Origin of the sequence: Clostridium puniceum (assembly GCF_002006345.1) — a bacterium.
GTDB classification, from domain to species: Bacteria; Bacillota; Clostridia; order Clostridiales; family Clostridiaceae; genus Clostridium; species Clostridium puniceum.
This window is the reverse complement of record NZ_LZZM01000119.1, coordinates 1-21,090: the sequence shown is the minus strand read 5'-3', so window position 1 is coordinate 21,090 and position 21,090 is coordinate 1. Positions and strand designations below refer to the sequence as shown.

General features: G+C 27.5%; 14 protein-coding genes and 1 pseudogene. 1 reads left to right on the top strand and 14 read right to left on the bottom strand.

The features are described 5' to 3' along the window. Window positions 1-75: 75 nt before the first annotated feature. From clpA to CLPUN_RS09010, 10 genes are all read right to left on the bottom strand, one after another. A complete protein-coding gene (gene clpA / locus CLPUN_RS09055) occupies window positions 76-2,346 on the bottom strand; it encodes an ATP-dependent Clp protease ATP-binding subunit ClpA (protein WP_077846969.1) in 2,271 nt (756 codons plus the stop codon). Window positions 2,347-2,349: 3 nt separating this feature from the next. Next, window positions 2,350-2,649, bottom strand: coding sequence for an ATP-dependent Clp protease adaptor ClpS (locus CLPUN_RS09050; RefSeq protein WP_077846968.1), 300 nt, complete (start codon window positions 2,647-2,649; stop codon window positions 2,350-2,352). A gap of 192 nt (window positions 2,650-2,841) precedes the next feature. Further along, window positions 2,842-4,293 carry an aminotransferase class I/II-fold pyridoxal phosphate-dependent enzyme gene (locus CLPUN_RS09045; RefSeq protein WP_077846967.1) on the bottom strand — a complete coding sequence of 484 codons (1,452 nt, stop codon included), beginning with the start codon at window positions 4,291-4,293 and terminating at the stop codon, window positions 2,842-2,844. Window positions 4,294-4,539: 246 nt separating this feature from the next. Beyond that, a complete protein-coding gene (locus CLPUN_RS09040; RefSeq protein WP_077846966.1) occupies window positions 4,540-5,562 on the bottom strand; it encodes a threonine aldolase family protein in 1,023 nt (340 codons plus the stop codon). 98 nt (window positions 5,563-5,660) lie between these two features. Further along, window positions 5,661-6,896, bottom strand: a complete 1,236-nt coding sequence (locus tag CLPUN_RS09035; RefSeq protein ID WP_077846965.1) for a M16 family metallopeptidase — start codon at window positions 6,894-6,896, stop codon at window positions 5,661-5,663. A gap of 332 nt (window positions 6,897-7,228) precedes the next feature. Continuing rightward, a complete protein-coding gene (gene scfB / locus CLPUN_RS09030) occupies window positions 7,229-8,590 on the bottom strand; it encodes a thioether cross-link-forming SCIFF peptide maturase (protein ID WP_077846964.1) in 1,362 nt (453 codons plus the stop codon). A 127-nt stretch (window positions 8,591-8,717) separates the two neighbouring features. Beyond that, entirely contained in the window at window positions 8,718-8,855 is a 138-nt protein-coding gene (scfA, locus tag CLPUN_RS09025) for a six-cysteine ranthipeptide SCIFF (protein ID WP_009172015.1), read from the bottom strand. 642 nt (window positions 8,856-9,497) lie between these two features. Then, window positions 9,498-11,966 carry a helix-turn-helix transcriptional regulator gene (locus tag CLPUN_RS09020; RefSeq protein WP_077846963.1) on the bottom strand — a complete coding sequence of 823 codons (2,469 nt, stop codon included), beginning with the start codon at window positions 11,964-11,966 and terminating at the stop codon, window positions 9,498-9,500. Between the two features lie 356 nt (window positions 11,967-12,322). Next, window positions 12,323-14,260 (bottom strand): molecular chaperone HtpG, encoded by a 1,938-nt coding sequence (gene htpG, locus CLPUN_RS09015; RefSeq protein WP_077846962.1) that lies wholly within the window; start codon window positions 14,258-14,260, stop codon window positions 12,323-12,325. A 270-nt stretch (window positions 14,261-14,530) separates the two neighbouring features. Beyond that, window positions 14,531-16,243, bottom strand: coding sequence for a methyl-accepting chemotaxis protein (locus CLPUN_RS09010; RefSeq protein ID WP_077846961.1), 1,713 nt, complete (start codon window positions 16,241-16,243; stop codon window positions 14,531-14,533). Between the two features lie 186 nt (window positions 16,244-16,429). Here CLPUN_RS09010 and CLPUN_RS09005 point away from each other — a divergent pair, with 186 nt between their 5' ends. Continuing rightward, complete coding sequence (locus tag CLPUN_RS09005; protein ID WP_077846960.1) at window positions 16,430-17,191, top strand: MerR family transcriptional regulator; 762 nt, start codon at window positions 16,430-16,432, stop codon at window positions 17,189-17,191. 185 nt (window positions 17,192-17,376) lie between these two features. Here CLPUN_RS09005 and CLPUN_RS09000 read toward each other — a convergent pair whose 3' ends face one another. The 4 genes and pseudogenes from CLPUN_RS09000 to CLPUN_RS08985 all read right to left on the bottom strand — a co-directional run. Next, window positions 17,377-18,189: a purine-nucleoside phosphorylase gene (locus tag CLPUN_RS09000; protein WP_077846959.1), complete on the bottom strand. Its 813-nt coding sequence runs from the start codon at window positions 18,187-18,189 to the stop codon at window positions 17,377-17,379. Between the two features lie 93 nt (window positions 18,190-18,282). Next, complete coding sequence (locus CLPUN_RS08995; RefSeq protein ID WP_077846958.1) at window positions 18,283-20,061, bottom strand: sensor domain-containing diguanylate cyclase/phosphohydrolase; 1,779 nt, start codon at window positions 20,059-20,061, stop codon at window positions 18,283-18,285. A gap of 199 nt (window positions 20,062-20,260) precedes the next feature. Next, window positions 20,261-20,341: a CPCC family cysteine-rich protein gene (locus CLPUN_RS29580; RefSeq protein ID WP_077847010.1), complete on the bottom strand. Its 81-nt coding sequence runs from the start codon at window positions 20,339-20,341 to the stop codon at window positions 20,261-20,263. Between the two features lie 219 nt (window positions 20,342-20,560). Next, a pseudogene (locus CLPUN_RS08985) lies at window positions 20,561-20,962 on the bottom strand (ATP-binding protein); the annotation flags it as partial. Window positions 20,963-21,090 lie beyond the last annotated feature (128 nt).

Sequence of the window (21,090 nt, the reverse complement as noted above, 5' to 3'; positions counted from 1 at the left end):
ATTTTGAAACCTATATAAATTAAAGAAACAAGAATTATTTTACTCTCAATAAATTCTTGTCTCTTTAAACATATACTAATTAATTTTTAATTTAAATTCTTCATTTTTAACGTTAATAACACAACTTCCACCATCTCTCAATTTTCCAAACAAAATTTCGTCAACTAATAATGGTTTTATCTTTGAAGCTATTATTCTAGCAATTTCTCTAGCACCAAACTCTTCTGATGTACCTATTTTTACAAGATGTTTAGCACATTCTTCTGTAAATTCAATTTCTATATTTTTATTAGCTAATTTAATTTTAAAGTCATTTAACTGCTTCTTAGCAATATTCATTGCCATAACATCATTCATACTATTAAATACTATTATTTTATCTAATCTGTTTCTAAATTCAGGTGTAAAAAATTTCTTTACTTCTTCCATTATAGCCTCACCTTTGACTTCTCTGTCTCCAAAGCCTATAAGTTTTTTACCTATATTTCTTGCTCCAGCGTTAGAAGTCATTATTATTATTACATTTCTAAAATCAGCTTTTCTACCTTTATTATCAGTAAGCGTTGCATAATCCATAACTTGAAGTAACACACTTAAAATATCTTCATGAGCTTTTTCTATTTCATCTAATAGCAATACACAATGAGGCGTCTTTCTTATTGAATCTGTTAAAAGTCCACCTTCTTCATATCCTACATATCCAGGAGGTGATCCTATAAGTTTTGCAGCTGCATGTTTTTCCGCATATTCACTCATGTCAAATCTTATTAATTCTACACCAAGTTTCTTAGAAAGACATCTTGCAATTTCAGTTTTCCCAACTCCAGTAGGTCCAACAAAAAGCATAGATGCTACCGGCTTATCTTCTTCATTTAATCCTGATCTAGACATCTTTATACATCTTACAACTTCTTCAATCGCTTTATCTTGAGAAAAAATATTTTCCTTTAAGCCAGTTTCTAAATATTTTAAAGAATTAATTTCACTGCTTTCTACAGTTTGCTTTGGAATACTGCAAACCTTAGATACTATTTCTTCAATAATGTTTCTATCAATTACTATTTTTTCTTCCAAATTTTCATTATGCACACGTGCGTAAGCTCCAGCTTCATCAATAATATCTACAGCTTTATCTGGTAAATATTTATCATTAATGTACTTATCACTTAAAGTTACTGCATCGCTAATTGCTTCATCCGTATAACTTACATTATGATATTCTTCATAATTAATCTTAAGTCCATTAAGTATTTCTATTGCATCCTTAATCGATGGCTCTTTAACATCTATTGTTTGAAATCTTCTGCTTAAAGCTTTATCTTTTTCAAAAAACTTTTTATATTCATCAAAGGTAGTTGCTCCAATAAATCTAATTTTACCTTCTGTTAGATATGGCTTTAACAAATTTGATGCATCTAAAGCTCCGCCATTTAAAGCTCCAGCACCAACTATATTATGAATTTCATCTATATACACTATGGGTTTATGCTCTTTTCCAATCAAATCCAAAATTCTTTTAATTCTTTCTTCAAAATCCCCTCGATACTTAGTCCCTGCAATTACTGCTCCTATATCTAAAGAAAACATAGAACTTCCTTTTAGCTTTTCTGGTACCTTCTCCTCACTTATAAGCCTTGCAAGGCCTAAAGTAATAGCAGTTTTACCAACTCCAGACTCCCCTACATGTATAGGATTATTTTTTATTCTTCTACAAAGTATTTGAATACTTCTATCTAAAATATCCTCTCTCCCTATTAGTGGATCACTATTTTCCTCTTTAATTTTCTCAATAAGATTTGTTGTAAATTTATTAAGAAAAGCATCTTCCTTTTTCTTCTTAATCTGTTCTTGATTCTCTTCACTTACACTTTCTTCAGTATTTTCTCCAAAATTTTCCGTGCTTTCATATGAATTTTTATTTTCTTCTGCTAAACTATGGCATAAAGAATATAGTAACTCTCTTTTTGTAACACCTTCCTGCTCCAAATAATACCTTGCATAACTATCTTCTAAATTGAAAATTGCAGAAATTATATGATCTACATCAATAACGTCTTTCCCGCTATTTGTAATTTGTTCATTAGCATTTAAAATAACTTGTTGAAATTCAATGCTTTCTTGTGGTTCTCCAGGTCCTATTTTATTTATATATGTTCTTATATAAGTATTTAAGTTATACCTTAAATTTTCTAAACTACCACCACATTCTTTGATAGCATATTCTACATTCTCATCAAAGGTTGCTGCATATAACAGATGCTCTGGAGTAATATATTCACTATTTTTTCCCCTTGCTTCTTCATATGCCTTAAGTAATATTAAATTAACTTCATTGGTGATCTTCATATTCTACGCCTCCTCCACTGTGAGCTTAAACGGAAAACCTTTTTCCTTTGCCATCCCCATTGCAGTTGAAACCTTGGTTATTGCAATATCATGGCTATATATTCCCGCTACACCCTTACCTTTTTCATGTACATCTAACATTATTTTTTCTGCTTCCATAAGCTTTTTATTAAATACACTTACTAATATATTAATAACAAACTCCATTGTAGTATAATCATCATTATACATAACAACTTTATAGTCTTTAGGTTTTTTTATCTTAACTTTATCCTTTTGCTTAACAACAATATTTGGTTCCATAATATTCTCATTCATCCCTCCTATATTTTCTTTTCTAAATAGCTATATTTTAACACAACTTTCAAGTTGATACCAACTTCCTACAACATAAAATTTATTATAAAGAATTTCGAATAAATTTGCCTATTTATATTTATTTAGAAATTATCTTCTTATTTGACTTTATTATAAGTTTCTAAAATGAAATTAACACTATGCTTTTTCTACAATATGAACTCTATTCTTTTCAATACCTAATATACTTTTTTTATTAATAACATAATCTCTAATTATATTTATAGAGTTTCTAGAAATAATTTCACCTGGACAAACTAACGGAATTCCTGGTGGGTATGGTATTATTGCTTCTTTGGCAATGCACCCCTCACTATCTTCTATTTCACACCATTCTCCATTCATTTTTAAAACTTCAAAAAGCTCCATTTTTTTTTCTGGAATATCAGAAAAATATTTTGCTTCTATTGGTGCACATATTTTTTTCATTTCTAATTTTAAAATCGCTTCATATATAATTTCAAAATCTCTTTCAACATTAAACGGAGACATTATTAATACTACACCTCTTGAAAAACTCATTTCCGCTTGTATTTTTTTAGTTCTTAAATAATCTAAAAACTTATGTCCGCTATATCCTTTGGGAAGAATCAATATATATCGGCTTAAATCAACATTATATTCTAACTTTTCTTTTCCTTTATTATTAATATTATATTTTTCATTTAAATCATTCTTACATAGTATGTGTACTTTTTTAAGTTTATTTATTTTTTTCTTCCATGTTTCTGCTAACTCAATTAATTTTTCATAGTCCTTCTCACCATAATTATCTAAATAATATCTAGCATAATCTAATGATGCCATAATTAAATATGAAGGTGATGTTGTCATAAATGCTTTTAAATAAAATTCTAAGTGCATATTTTCTTCATTTACTAAAAGATAGGCTCCTTGAGTTAAAGCTGGCAAAGTTTTATGAGCACTTAAAACAACATAATCTCCCAAACTTGAAACAGCCTTTGGCAGCCTGCTGTTTATTCCATAATGAGCTCCATGAGCACAGTCAATAATAACTTTTAATCCTTTCTCTTTAAAATCTAATATAGTCTCTTCAACATTATATGTAATACCAAAATAATTGGGATAAGTTAGTATAATTCCCTTTGCATTTAAACATTCTCTTAGTGCCTTATAAATATTTTCTTTACTAGGAGGCAAGAACACTCCATTTTCATTATCAATAATAGGTTCTATATATTTGACCTTTAATTTTCTCAAAATTAATCCATTATAAACTGATTTATGGCAGTTTCTTTCAACTAGAACCTCATCACCTTCATCAAAGGCTGAAAAAATAGCTGCCAAATTTCCGGACGAGCTTCCATTTACCAAAAAATATGCTTTTTTAGCTTTATAAGTTTTAGCTAATAAATCTTGTGCTTCCTTTATAACCCCTTCTGGGCAATGTAAATTATCTAATGGATCAACTTCTGTTATATCCAAAAATCCTAATCTATTAACAAATTTTTCTCCAATATCATCACCTAAAAATCCAATCCCACCTTTGTTTCCTGGCATGGAAAGAAGCATATTCTTTTCATCATGATATTTAATCAATTCTTGCAATAGTGGTATTTTCCCCTTCATCATGTAACCTCTTTATATTAATTTAAATTTTATAAGTTGCTATATAATTTTATTAAGCTAAACAACTTTCTATTTTTACTATTATACTAATTTAAAATTTAAAATTCCATACATATCCTTGAATATTTGATAAACTTTTCAGACAAACAGTTTTTCTATTTTGTTTAATGATTAACTTTATAAAAGCTTCATATCAATAAAATTTGATATGAAGCTAAATTTAATTTATTGGTTATAAGTATTTAACTAAATAGTTTTTAAATACTCAATAAATTCCAAAATCTTATTTTCTTCCGTTGCCCAAGATGTCACTAATCTAATTGCTGAATTATCTAAATCAATTATTCTTTCAATCTTAAATGAATATTTTTCACTTAATTTATCAATCACAAGATTAGGCAAAATAGGAAATTGCTGATTTGTAGATGAATCTGTTAAAAATTTATATCCTCTTTCCTTTATTGCATTCTTTAAGAGAATAGCCATATTATTTGCATGTCTTCCAATTTCAAAATATAAATCATCTTTAAACAATTCTTCAAATTGAATTCCAAGCAATCTTCCTTTAGCTAGTAAACCACCTTTTTGCTTAATAAAATATCTAAAATCTTCTTTTAATGAATTTTTACAAATAACAAGCGCTTCTCCAAAAAGAGCACCGTTTTTTGTTCCACCAATGTAAAAAGCATCTGTTAAATTAGCTATATCTGCTAATGTTAAGTCACTTTCTTCTGAGGCAAGTGCAGACCCTAAACGTGCACCATCTAAATATAAAAGCAAATTATTTTTAATACAGCAATTATGTAATTCTTCTAATTCTGATTTTCTATATAAAGTTCCAAGCTCTGTAGAATTTGATATATATACCAATTTAGGTTGAACCATATGCTCATCTGTATGTGTATCTACAACCTTTTGAATTAAATATGGTGTAAGCTTTCCATCATCAGTCTTCATTGTAATTACCTTATGACCTGTAGATTCAATAGCTCCAGTTTCATGACAATTAACATGAGAAGTATCAGCTCCAATTACAGCTTGGTGAGGCCTTAAAAATCCAGATATTGCAGTAAGATTAACTTGTGTTCCTCCTACTAATAAATGAATATCTACATCTTCACATTCCATTTTCCTTTTTAATAAATCTATAGCTCGTTTTGTATAATAATCTGTGCTATAGCCATCAGTTTGTTGCATATTTGTTTCTACTAGAGCATTTAATATTCTTGAGTGTGCTCCTTCACTATAATCATTTTTTAAACTATACATTTTATAATACCTCCACTTATATCCTTGTAACATTTGTTATTTAACAGTTAAATTTTCTATATAATTTAGCTTTTAATGTTGACTTGATTTAACATTTCTTATTCAATTATTTGTATTGTCAATTTTTCTAATACTCTGCTACCTACTTCAAATAGATCTTCACTTGTTAATAATTCTAAATCATTAGCTTCATTAATATATATTTTATAATCACCAAACATGGTATCATATGTAGCTAATTCTTTTGCTAAAACTATACTTTGCTCTTCTCTAAACAATCTCTTTAATTTAAAGTTCTTTATTGATTGCTCTATTGATTCTTGGCCTATATTTTTTAATAAAGATTCTAAGTTTTCTATACTTTCTTTAATCAAATCTATAGATTTCTTTACCTTTTCTTTTCCTGTATTAAAAGTAATTTTATAAACTTTGATATAATTTTCATTAGCAATTTTAGTAATCACATCATAAATAAGTCCATTTTTAGTTCTTAAAATATCGTAAAGAATTGAATTGACACCTTCTCCAAAATATTGATTAAAAATTCTAAGAGCTTTCATTTCTTTTTCATTTAAATTATCTATAGGGCATATTATTTCTACTCTACATGTGTTTATTCCATCTTTTTTATTATTAAATATTTCTATCTTTGGAGCCTCATAATTAATATTTTTCAAATTGATTTCATTTTTATATTCTTTTTTGCTATTTAATAAATTCCATCTTCCAAAATATTCACTTATAATATTCTTAACATCACTGAATTCTATTGATGAAATTACAACAATCGAAATATTTTCCGGGAAATAATATTTAAAATAAAATTCTTTTATATCCTTTAACGTAATATTATCCAAACTTTCTTCTGTTCCTATAATCGGATATCTGATCCTTCTATTGTTAAAACTATAAAAAAATAGTCTGTCCTCACAATATTGCTCTAATTCTTCATCCCATTCTTTAAGTTCTTCTTTTATTACTGCCATTTCTTCCTTAAACCCGTCCTCTTTAAAGCTTGGATTAATGACTATATCACTTAATAATTCCACACCTTTTTCTAAATCATCTTTAAGTAAAGTTCCATAATAAATTACATATGGATAATTAGTCATGGCATTATTAAAGCCAAAGATATTAGTTAAATCTTCGTTTATTTTTTTCTCACTTCTATTTTTTGTTCCTTTATAAACCATATGTTCAGTTGCATGAGCTATTCCATACTTTTCACTTTCAACTCCTGCACCAGCTTTTACAGATATACAAACTGATGTAAGCTCAGATTCTGTATGCTTGTATATTAACTTTAAATTATTTTCTAAAATGTATTCTTTCAATTATTATTCTCCTTGGTCATTATAATTTAATAATCGCTTATCTTTCTAAAAATCATTATTTTTAATAATCAATACAGTGGTTTTATCATTTATTTTTACTTTTAATTTATATTATAACCTATTTGAGAAAAACCAAAAAGACATGGAATAAATAAAATTTAATTCTTTCGTATAATCTATGTAATTATAAGAAATTGATTTCTTTGATAGATTTATTGGAAAAATGTTACTAACAAAACCTAGCACCTTTTTCAGAAAGTTTTAAATTAATATAAAAATAGCCACTAACAACTAAAAATTATTTTTGTGTTATTGACTATTCTTATGTCTATTTAATTTTCTTCGCACTTTAATGCAATTGCACACTCAATTCTCTTCTTTTGCATTTTGCATCCAATTTCATAAGGAATATTCATATCTCCATTAAAGTTAAAATTATTTGCTTGGCATCCACCACTACAATAGAATTTTGCCCAACAATCTCTACACTTAGGTTTATTATATATATGAGCTTGCTTAAACTTCTTAGAAAGTTCTGTATCATAAGTGTCATCATAAATATTTCCCAATTTGAATTCTTCTTTTCCAACAAATTGATGGCATGGATATACATCTCCTTGTGGAGTTATTGCTACGTATTCAAAACCAGCTCCACACCCTGAAATTCTCTTATAAACACATGGTCCACCTTGGAGATCTATATTAAAATGATAGAATTTAAATTCATCATTTCCTTCTCTTTTTCTTTTTGCCATTTCTTCGTATAGCTTATCATAATTTCTAAAAATTGTATCAATATCGTCTTCTCTAAGAGAAAGGTCATGTCCACTTTCTAAAACAACAGGTTCTATTGATAATTCTCTAAAACCTTCATTTACCATTGCCATTACATCTTCATAAAAATCTGTATTTTCCCTTGTAAATGTACCTCTAACATAATAAGTTTTTCCTTTAGTTCTTCGCTTAATCATTTCTTTTATATTCGGTATAATATCATCATAAGAACCGCTCTTATCTGCCTTAATTCTAACTTTATCATTAACTTCTTTTCTTCCATCTAATGATAGAATTATATTTCCCATTTCTTTATCCATAAAATCCATCATTTCTGGAGTTAAAAGAGTTGCATTCGTGGTCATAGTGAATCTTATATTCTTATTCCACTTAGCTTCATTATCTCTTGCATATTGTATTATTTCTTTTATAGTATCCATGATTAAAGTTGGCTCTCCACCAAATAAATCAATTTCTATATTTTTTCTTGGACCGCTTCTCTTAATAACATAATCAATTGCTTTTTTAGCTACTTCTAGGCTCATCACTCCACCATGTCCATGATATTCTCCTTCATCAGCAAAGCAATATTTACATCTTAAATTACATCCATGAATTACATTTAAACAAATAGCCTTTATGTAATCTCTATCATCCATAGAACTATGAGCTATTTCTTCATATTGATCCTCTGAATAAAGAATGCCTTCTTCTGCTAATTCTTGAATTTCATCATAGGCTTCTGAAAGTTCTTCTAAATCATATTTTCCCCTTAATTCATCAAGTATTTCTTTCTTATTTTTTAATTTATCATCGCCTAATATATCATAAACCATTTCATCTACAACATGAACCGCTCCTGTGTTTACATCTAAAACAAAATAGTTTTCGCCTTGTTTAAATTTATGTATTAAAGACACTTCAATTTCCTCCTATATTCAAGGCATATAGAAAAAAATAATAAGTCAATATTACAGTATATTTGACTCATTATCTTCTTTCATATGCTTAAAGTAAGCAGTAACTATATAGTTACTGCTTTAAAAATTAGTTTTCGCATTCTAAGTTTGCAACTGTACAAGATGTCTTACAAGCTGATTGACATGAATTTGCACATTCTTTACATCCTGGCTTACATAAACTATTCTTAATATTTGGTTTGTTTATAGTTTTTATATGTTTCATAAATAAAAACTCCTCCATTCACAAAAATATCTCTAGTAATTATATCACTCCATTGGAACTTTTACAATATAAGTTCCATTTTAAATCTTATTTTCTATATGTTATATATATATTTATTTTAATAAAACCTGAAGGCATATCTTGAATTCATGCTATACTTTTTACTTTTTTAAACAAAAAAATATAATAAACTATTTGTAATATCAATTCAGTAAAGTACCCCCTATATACATATTACTTAATCTACACAACAAATATTTATTATATTTCTTCCCTTTTAATAACCCCTTACAAATCAAATCCTTATTAATATTATGCTTTCCTTATTGTTAACGATAGTAGAATCTTAATTAGAACTAGGAGGTTCCAATTTAAATTTATTTAAACGTATTTACCCACATTTTAATATCTCTTAACACCATAATAATATAAGCATTTTTACCATAATTGATTTGTTTTAACCCTCTATTAACAAAATTTCTCTTCTTATAAATTATATACATATATGTTATATGTGTATATTATACTAAAGTATACTTTTTTACTAGCCATACATAATCTATGCTTTAAAAATTTTTCCATTATATATATACCATATCTTAATCATACTAAGAACTAAACCTGCTAAATTACATATAAACTTTAAATTATTCCCTTTTCTTTCAATATATTTATTGCTATTGTTTTATTTTTCACATTTAATTTTGAATACACAGAAGCAATATGTTTCTTTACAGTAATCAATGCAATATGTAATTTGGTTGAAATCTCACTTTGTTTATATCCTTCATATACTAATTTCATTACTTGAAGTTCTCTTGGTGTCAACTCTATCTGTTTATTTTCTATATAATCCTTCATATATATTTTATAAAATTCTTCACATTTAGGAATTAATATCTTTACATATTCATCTTCTTTTTCAAATGTTTTTAATATATGCAATATATGAGGTGCTAACTCCACAAAACACATTATAATATGGTCTTCTTTTGCTAAATTTATTGCTTTTAATAAAGATATTTTCCCTTGTTCAATTCCATATAAATTATACTTGGCAATAGAATCAAATATATATGCATAAATAATTCCAAAAATATTATTATTAACTCTATAAACTTCTATCATAGTTTCTGCTTGAACTTCTAATTCAATATAACTGCCTTTAAGTATAATTGCTAATCCAAATATAATATAACTCATCTTTACATTTGGTGAAATTATCCGCATAGAATTTTTTTTAATATTTTTAGTCCAATTATCCATGCCATTTAAATTTCCCACAATTCCATCAATATATCCTAATGCTATTTCCCCTCCATTTAAAAAACTTGGAATATCAATGTTTTCATATTCTTTAATCAAATTATTAAATTTATTTTTAGCTTCGAATTTATCATTTTTATTCACAAAAATTCTCATTAAAAGGAAAAGTGAGCAAATTATAATACTCGTTTGATTTTTTGTTTTTGCCTTGTGGAGAGCTTTATATGCAAATAACTCCCCTTTATTAAGATCACCTGTCTCAAAGAAATATTCTCCACTTATTAAATATTTCACTCCTGTAGCTCCACCATTTGATATGTGAATAAAATAATCTATTTCTTCCTCAAAACACTCCACTATCTCTTTTAATTTCCCTTCTTTATTATGATATAAGCATAAAAAATGAGGGGACCCTAAACTAACTGGCATCTTATTATTAGCAATATTTGAAGTTCCTCCTTCAAATAATTCATATGCTTTTTTATGATAATGAGTCATTTTCTTTGCATCATTGATCATTAAAACACTTTCTAAAAATGCAATTTCACCTAATACTTGTTTTTTATCTTTAAGATTTTCATCCTCTTCATATATCATTTTTGCTTCATACAAAAGATTCTTCCCAATTTTAGAATCTTCATAAATTATATAGAAGAATATATATGTTAAATAAGCTATTGGTCTTGCTATTTTTTCTTCCATACTAAGCTCTTTAAATACTGAATTAATAATTTTTCCCCATAGGTTAGTAAGCTTTATTGTATAATTTCTTTCTATTAAGTCCATTATTCTTTGAAAGTTTTTTGCCTTATAATAATATTCTATTGCTTGTATATCCTCATTGTTTTTTGAATACCAATCACCTGTAGTATTATTCACTTTATTAAAATCTATATTAGAATATATAAGTTCCTCTTCTAATGCACTTTTTAAAATAGAATGTAACGTATACACCTTTGATTTTCTATCATACTTAATAAAGCAATTATTTGAAATTAACTTTTTAATTACAAAACTACATTTTTCATCCTCAGTAATGTAAACAGCTTGATCTAATGTGAAGCTTTCTACTAATGAAAGCTTTAAAATAATTTTCTTTGTTGTTTCATCAAACTTATCATAGACAGCTGTTTTAATAAGCTCCGTTGCCTTTGGAATATTATCAAAGCTATATTCATCATAATATTGAAGTAAAGCAAGATAAGTAGCTGATGCCCAGCCTCCTGTATATTCATATACTTTTTGCTTTTCTTTTTCTTGTAACATCACTCCATTGGTTTCAAAAAATTCTACCGTTTCATCAAAAGTGAAAGCTATATCATCTTGTCCCATTACAATGCATTTTTGCTTTGCTTCAAGTTCTATATATTCCTCCTTCGGTCTATTACGACTTATTATAACAATATGCAAATCATTTATGCCTTCTAGCGCTATAGCTTTTAATAAAGATTTAATGAAAACAGTTCTTTTATCATCCCAATCGTCAATAACTAAAACTGTTTTCTGATGTATTTCTTCGCGAATCGCTTCTATTATTCTATGGTTATCCATACTACTTTTAGGAATCCCAAAATTGATGAGTCTCTCACTCATCTTTAAATTACTTTTTTTAATTGAGCTGGCAAATTTGTGCCACATCCAAATATCATCATTTTCTTCATTATCTCCATTAAACCAAACAACTGATATTTCTTTCTTCTTTTCTAAAAAAATTTTTACTGCAGTAGTCTTTCCATATCCCATTGGTCCACAAATAAAAAATATTGGCACTTGAAAGATTCCATTTAATCTTATCTCAATACGCTTTCTATGAACTATTTTAGGTCTAAGAATCGAATTTATCATAAATATTCCCACCTTAATCTAATTCTTCTTACCGTGTATTTCAATATTATTATATTTACACGTATATACTTAAATTTTTCTTTAGCTTATATTAATTATAATATACAATAGAGTATTTTTTGTAAAATTTCAGATTATTTTGAATTTCAAATTAGATATTTTATCCTTTATTGCTAACTGTTAATTATTAATTATAATAATATTATATTTTTTTAAAATAATAGGGTTTCAAACTTTTTTCGTTTGAAACCCTTATTTTCTGTAAATTTTTATTATTAAATTTATCGAATTTAGTTGCTAATAAATTAATTATGATCATTTTTAAACAGATTTGTTCATTTTATTTATATTCTTCTTTAAAGTGCAACTACCTTGCTTAAAAGCATATTATTTCTCTTTATAAATTCATCCATTTCATTTGCATTTAATTCTTTATTGGCAATTTTAGCCAAGTCTAAAATATGTTCACAGATAAATTTAATTTCATCCTTTTTAGATTCATCTTTAGAAACTTCTATAACTTTTTTAATTATAGGATTTTTACTATTTATAACTAAAGTCTTTTCTTCTTCGAACATACCTGGGAAGTTCATTCCTGATTTTGCATACATCTTACTCATTTGAGCCATTCTTCTAGATTCTTCTGAAACTAAAATAAGAGCTGGAGTATCTTCATTTTTTAAACCTTCAACTGATAATTTAGTAATTTTCTCTCCAAGAGCATCTTTAAATACAGCTTCTATTTCTTTATTTAGTGCTTTTTGAGTTTCATCATTTTCATCAGTTTTACTTCCTAATGTCTCTGAAATATCGGAGTCAATTCTATTAAATTTAACTCCTGGTTCATGCATTTCTAAAAACGAAATAAAATGATCATCCAAACTACAATCTAAAATTACAGCATCTAAATCATATTCTTTGAACATTTTAATATATTGAGATTGTTGTTTTTCATTATTCGCATAGAATACTTTATTTTCATGTTTTTCTTTATTCGCTTCAAGATAATCTTTTAAGGTTATTAATTCTTCTTTTAAATTTTTAAAGATTATTATATCCTTAATCTTTTCATAGAACTTCTCATCTCTTAAACATCCATACTTAATAAATATTTGTATATCTGGCCAGAACTTATTAAATTCTTCTCTACTATTTTTAAATAAATCTACTAATTTATCTGCCACCTTCTTGATTATATGATTAGAAATCTTTGAAACTTCCTTATCATTTTGAAGAAAACTTCTTGATACATTTAAAGGTAGATCTGGACAATCTATAGTACCCTTTAATAATAGTAAGAATTCTGGAATTACTTCTTTAATATTATCTGCAACAAAAACTTGATTATTATATAGCTTTACTTGTCCTTCTGTTGCTTCAAATTCATGTTTAAATTTAGGGAAGTAAAGTATTCCCTTTAAGTTAAATGGATAATCAACATTTAAATGAATCCAAAATAATGGTTCATTAAAATCCATAAATACTTTTCTGTAGAAATCTTTATATTCTTCATCGGTACAATCCTTAGGCGCTTTTACCCATAATGGATTAGTATCATTTAAAGGCTTTGGTGCTTCTGGTTCTACTAACTCTTGGTATTCAGTTCCATCTTCCTTCTTTTTTGTTTCATATTTAGGTTCCTCTTTTGGTTTATTTTCATCTTCTAAATATATTTCTGTAGGTAAGAATGCACAATACTTCTTTATTATTTCTCTAACTTTATATTCCTCTAAAAATTCTGCACTTTCATCATTAATATATAAGGTTACTGTTGTACCTCTTGTAGTTCTTTCTTCTGAAAGAGCCATTTCATATTCAGTACCACCTTCATCACAAATCCATTTTATTGGTTCTGCATCTTCTTTATGTGATAATGTATCTATTTGAACCTTATCAGACACCATAAATGTTGAGTAAAAACCAAGACCAAAATGACCTATTATATCTTTACCTTCATCCATCTTATCTTTATATTTTTCAACAAAATCTGTTGCACCTGAAAAAGCTACTTGAGTAATATACTTCTTAACCTCTTCTTCAGTCATTCCTATACCATTATCTATAAATTTAAGAGTTTTATTTTCTTTATTTACAGACACTATAACCTTATACTCTTCATCAGCTCCAGCAATAGCTTCTCCAAATGATGCTAATCTTTGGAATTTGGTTATTGCATCGCATGCATTACTTATAACTTCTCTTATAAATATATCTTTGTCAGAGTATAGCCATTTCTTAATAATAGGAAAGATGTTCTCAGTATCAATTGAAATATTACCGTTTTCTTTTATCATTTTTATAACCACTCCTCAATTTTTTTTCTAAAAAACATTTTAGACCAAATAGCATTTATTGTCAAACCATTCTTGTTAATTAATTATAATTTGTATTATTTTCTCATAAAAAAGTAATTCTGTTCCTATATATTTAAAAACTTTTTTCCAGATATATGGGGGTAGATATAACTTTTTGTTATATAAATCCATATCTATTTTCTATAGCAGTTTAAACAACAAAATATTATTCTTTCAACTAAATATTATTTTATTTTTAATTACTTGCCGTTATATTTTAAACTTTTGTACCATTCCACTAAGTTTTTCTGAAAGTTCAGCTTGACTTTGTGCAGATTCTGCAATATCACTAATAGCCACTGTCATTCGATTAATACTATTTAATACATCTTCTGAACCAGATTCTGACTCTTCCGCTGTTGTTGATATGTTTTGCATAGCTTTATTTATTTGATTAATAACCTCACTAATTTGATTAGAGGAATTAGCAAATTCTTGTGTTGTATTATCAACAAATTCCGCATCCTTTTCATACTGAATTCCTGTATTCATTAGCAATTCATAGCTTGGATTTACATGATCCGCCATATAATTAAGTATCTCTTCTCCACTTTGAGATAAATTATCAAAGGCAGTTTGTACTTGTAATACCATATCTTGAATACTTGAAACTGCTTTTGCTGATTCTTCCGCAAGTTTTTTCACCTCATCTGCAACTACAGCAAAACCTTTTCCATTTTCACCTGCTCTAGCTGCTTCTATTGCTGCATTAAGTGCAAGCAGATTTGTTTGCGATGCTATGTCACCAATAGCATTAGCCATTAATTTTACTTCATCAACTACTTTTCCATCTTCTATAGCTTTTAAAATATTTGATTTCTTTTCTTCATAAATCAATTTTCCTTCTTCTATATTTTCCGCTGCTTTTTTCTTTATTTCTAAAGAACGTTTCTTTATTTCATTTACTGAAGTTGCTGAATCAATGGCTCTGTTTGCAATTTCACTTGTTGTTGCTCCAATTTCTTCAGCTGATGCACTTACTTCTTCTGTTGAAGCACTTAAATCCTGAGCTCCTTTTGAAATTTGTTCAGTTAATTCGTTTATTTCCTGCATTTTTGAAGAAACCTCTTGTGTTGTGGCTGATAATTCCTCCCCCGAAGAATTTATCAGATTAGCACCATTTATTATCTCTCCTATTAAATTTTTCACATTATCATTTGCATTATTTAATGCATCTGCTAATACACCAATTTCATCTTTAGATTTTATTTCTATTCTACTTGTTAAATCTCCATTTTCTAGAAATTTTGCATACACTAATACTTTTTTCAATTTAGCTGAAATAATTGTAGCTACAATAATTCCCAATGTTATTGCAATAGCAAATCCTAAAATAATATCCACTAACATGTATTTAATAAATTTAAATTTTATATTATTGTTAGAAGCATTTATCTCTGATGCGTTTGTTTCAATGCATTGTACCAATTTATCAATATTATTTGTTAATTTTTCTCTTACTTTTGAACTTTCATTACTTAACTTAATAGCTTCATCATAATTATTCTGAGAAGCTAGTACTATAACTTTATCTGATTCTGCTCTGTATTCAGCTAAAATATTCTTTATATCAGAATAAATTTTATTTTCATTATCACTCAGATTAGCTTTATCATAATTTTTTATAATTTCATCATTTTCTTTTCTAAAATTATCTATTTTTGATTTTATTTCATTGATTTTAGTCACGTCTTTATTATTAATAATATTTAAGATTTCAATCCTCGTATGTAAAGTATTGGAATTAAATTGCTGAAGATTTTCTAGTTCTTGAAATCCTTCTTCATACAATATGTTTGAATTAGAACTTACCTTATTTATATTTAATATAGCAAGACTCCCAACTGCAGCTATAAATAACGCTATAATACTAAAACTGAATATTAGCTTAAATTTTATCTTTAAGTCACCGAACCATTTCATAAAAATTTCACCGCTTTCATATGTTATTATTTAATAATCATTATCATGATAACATATTATAACTATTTATGCACATATTATTTTATATTTATAATATACTCCAAAATAGTAATTATTTTTTTCAAAAACACTATTGACTTTAACGTAGCGTAAAGGTGTAAAGTAATATTGTGAGGAGGTGAGCACATGGAATATACAGTGCAAAAACTCGGAAAATTAGCAAGTGTCAGCACTAGAACACTTAGATATTATGATGAAATAGGAATTCTTAAGCCGGCAAGAATTAATTCATCAGGTTATCGAATTTATGGTTCTAAAGAAGTCAACAAATTGCAGCAAATATTATTCTATAGGGAATTAGGTGTAAGATTAGAAGATATAAAAGATATACTCACATTACCAACCTTTGATAGTGCAACTGCACTGAAAGAACATCGTGAAAAGCTTCTTGCAAAACGAAATCAATTGGATATGCTAATAGCTAATGTTGATAATACAATAGCTGAATGTGAAGGGAGAATTATAATGAGCGATAAAGAAAAATTCGAAGGATTTAAAGAAAAACTTATTGAAGAGAATGAAAAAAAATATGGCTCTGAAATACGCAAAAAATATGGCAATAATATGATTAATGCATCAAATGAAAAATTTAAAAACATGACTAAAGGACAATATGATGAATTTGAAAAATTAGGTCAAAATTTGATAGAAACACTTAAAGAAGCATTTTTAATCAAAGATCCAGCAAGTGACCTTGCACAGAAAGCTGCTGATTTACACCGCACTTGGCTTAGCTATTCTTGGAACAATTACTCAAAAAAAACACACGCAGGACTTGTCCAAATGTATGTAGCTGATGAAAGATTTACTGAATATTACGATAAAGAACAACCTGGACTTGCTGCTTTTTTAAGAGATGCTGTTTTAATTTATACAGATACAAAATAATATAATAAAAGAATAGAGAGAATTATTTAATTCTCTCTCCTTCTATTGTTTCCATTTATTTTTGTCTTTTTCTCACCACAGAAATGGTAAACTATTCTCATATGCTATAATAATTTAACCTTATATCTTCAACTATCATAATTACATGCAAAACAAACCCAAACGAAAATTTAATTCAAGCATAACTATATTTCTTCTATAATTCTTACTACCCATCTGCAAAGATCAGCAGATGCTTTTTTAGCGGTTTCTACAACTCTCTCATGGGAATGTTTGACCTTTTGTATACCTGTTGCCATATTAGTGATACATGCTATCCCCAGTACATCCATACCTAGGTAATTGGCTACTATTGTTTCTGGTACAGTTGACATTCCAACAGCATCAGCTCCATGCTTCCCGATCATTACAATTTCAGCAGCCGTCTCATAATATGGCCCCATAAATCCTGCGTAAACACCTTCTCCATATTTAATTTCTAATTTATCTGCAATTTTTTTAGCTTTATTAATAAGTTCTATCTTATATGGTTCTGACATATCAGGAAATCTCGTTCCTAACCTTTCATCATTTACACCAATTAAAGGATTATCTCCAAATAAATTTATAAAATCATTAATAAGCATTAGAGTGCCTGGTTCAAAGCTTTTATTAATTCCACCACATGCATTAGTTACAATAATCTTTTCAACACCTAATTGTTTCATTACATATATAGGATATGTAACCTCCTTCATTGTATAACCTTCATAATAATGAAATCTGCCTTGCATTAATAGTACTTCTACTCCATTAATATTACCAAAAACTAATTTACCTTCATGCCCTTTAACCGTAGAAATTGGGAAATTAGGAATGTTCTCATAAGGTATGTCTTGCGCATTTTTAACGGAGTTAACTAAATCACCTAACCCTGATCCAAGTATAATTGCTATTTTAGGCTTTATACTAACCTTTCCTTTTATATAATCTACTGATTCCATTATTTTATCGTACATAATAATTCCTCCCAAAATTTCACTTTAGTTATTTTAATAGTTTATGTTTTATTTATATTCTAAGCTATTTTCTATTTTTTAAGCAAATAAATTTCATCCCATGTTTTCGTAAATATACTCTATAAAACCTTTGACTATCTTAGGGTCAAATTGTGTGCCTGAACATCGTTCTAATTCTCTTATTGCATCTTCTGCACGTATAGCCTTCTTATAAATCCTATCATTAGTCATAACATCATAAGAATCTACTACGTTTATTATTCTTGCCATTAAAGGTATTTCTTCTCCCTTTAAGCCTAAAGGATAACCACTACCATCCCATTTTTCATGATGTGTCAATACACATCTGGCAACACTTCCTAGCTCGCTTGATGCATTTATAATTCTATATCCTTTTTCTGTATGTGTTTTCATTATTTCAAATTCTTCTTTAGTTAATTTTCCTGGCTTTAAAAGTATGTCTTCATTAATAGCTATTTTCCCTATATCATGCAATTTAGCTGCTAAATTCAATTCATCTAACTCAGAAATTTTTAATTTCATCTTCTTTCCTATTGTTAATGCATATTTAGCGACTCTTTCAGTATGTTCATTGGTTTCCATGTTCTTTTCTTCCAAGCTTTTTTTCAAGGAATCCATAATTGAACTTTTGACGCTTTTCTTTTCCAATAATTTTTGACGATATAATTTTTCTTCCACTTTGGTAATACAGTCATATATCTCTTCATCCAACTCATGCTTCATCCCTATACCTAAAGCAATACTTAATTTCATATATCTATATTCTACTTCTTCACATTTTTTGGTAATATCTTTAATTATCTGCTCGCATTGTGATTCATTGCAATTAGGTATAAGAATTATAAATTCATCTCCTCCCCATCTAAACACATATCCTTCGGGATAGCATACTTCTTTTAATATTTTAGCTATGCTTTTTAATAAATTATCCCCTTCTAAATGTCCAAAAGTATCATTAATCAATTTAAGACCATTAACATCCCCCATAATAATTCCTAATGAAAGATATTTTTCATAGTTTAATTCCTTAATCTTTTCTTCAAAACTATATCTATTATATAAACCTGTAAGCATATCTATTTCACTCAAATATCGTAATTTTTCTTCCATAACTTTTCTTTCTGTTATATCTCTCGCTAATCCAACTAATCCCCATACCTCATCCTTTTCATCAAATACAGGTATTTTAACAATTTCCTCTATTACATCTTTTCCATCTTCACTTTTTATTCTTTGTTCATAATAGGTAGCTTCCTTTGTATACATAATTTTTTGATCTTGCTCAATAAAACTTTTGGCTACTGTTTTATCAGTGTATATTTCCAAATCTGTTTTTCCTAATATTTCGACTACTCCTAATTTATTATAAAACTCTTGAAACTTTTTATTATATCCTATAAATTTACTTTCTTTATCTTTATAGAAGATAGATTCTGGTACTGCATCTATTATTGTTCTTAATATATTCTTTTGTTTTTCCATATCAGCTTCTCTTAATTTTCTATTATTTATATCTATTACAACACCTGCCATAGCTTTAAAACTTCCCACATTACACGATACAGGGAATATATTACATCGAACAAAGGAACCAAAAACTAATGCTTCCGCAACGTATTCATTAGATTCTTTTAAATGCTTATATAGTTTTTCATTAAATATTTCAGACTTTTCTACTGGAAAAATTTCTTCTATAGATCTACCCATGGCATCTTTTAATTTTACATTATACTTCTCTTCATAACTTTTATTTAAAAATATTACTTTTAGATCAATTCCTACAATCCAAACTGGGTAAGGAAAATTACTTAGAAATGATTTATGTATTTCTTCTAAATTCAATGCTTCCATAATTCAACAATCCTCGTTTATTTTCATCTTCTGTTTATATTGAATTTTACCATCCAATACTTAAAATGTCTACTGACAGATATCTTCTGTTCAAAACAATAAACTCTGCAAAATTCATATTACATTTAATCTATTTTATTTTAAGAGCCATATGGTTTACAGAACTATAGCGATTAAGATCATTACCTCCATCATCTTTTCAAAAACATACGGGGCAAATTTCATAATGACCACGTTTTTTTATTGTTTGATATGAACAACATGAGCAAGCAAATAAAATTTCTTCTTTTCATTGTTATTTTTATACAAAGGAAAAGACTAACAAAGGACATAATTATCCAATGTTAGGTCTTGATTTTTTGTTTTTAAGTTGTATTTAGGTCATAAAACCATTTATACAACTAAGTTTGGTCGCAAGGACGTAGTTTCAACTAACTTTATTTTACTATAAATGTCAACCTAGAAATGTAATTTTTCGATCATTTAAGAATGTAGTTTTTTAATCTTCTTCTTGCTTAAAATGATCTTTCAGTCTATACGATTTTCCGTTAATTGTAACAACATGAGCATGTTGTAAAACTCTATCTAAGATAGCATTAGCGATAACAGCATCATAAAAAACATCATCCCAAGAATTAAAATTTATGTTGGTAGTTAAGATTGTGCTTTTTTTCTCGTATCTCTTATCAATTAATTGGAAAAATAGTTTTGAATCTTCTTTATCGATAGGTAAATAACCCAATTCATCAATAATAAGGAGCTTATATTTACTAAAGTGCTTAAGCCTAGCATCTAATCTATTTTCTAGATTTGCTCGCTTTAATTGTTGCAACAAATCATTACATTTAATGAAATATGTACTGCAACGGCGCTTTGCAGCCGCGATTCCTATAGAAGTCGCAAATAAGAATAGGTAAGAGCAGACTTCGTCTTTACGTTAAGCCTCTCTTTTCCCCTCTTTCACACCGTACGTGAGACTTTCACCTCATACGGCGTTCCATCAGTTAGATTATTATTTATTTAGACATT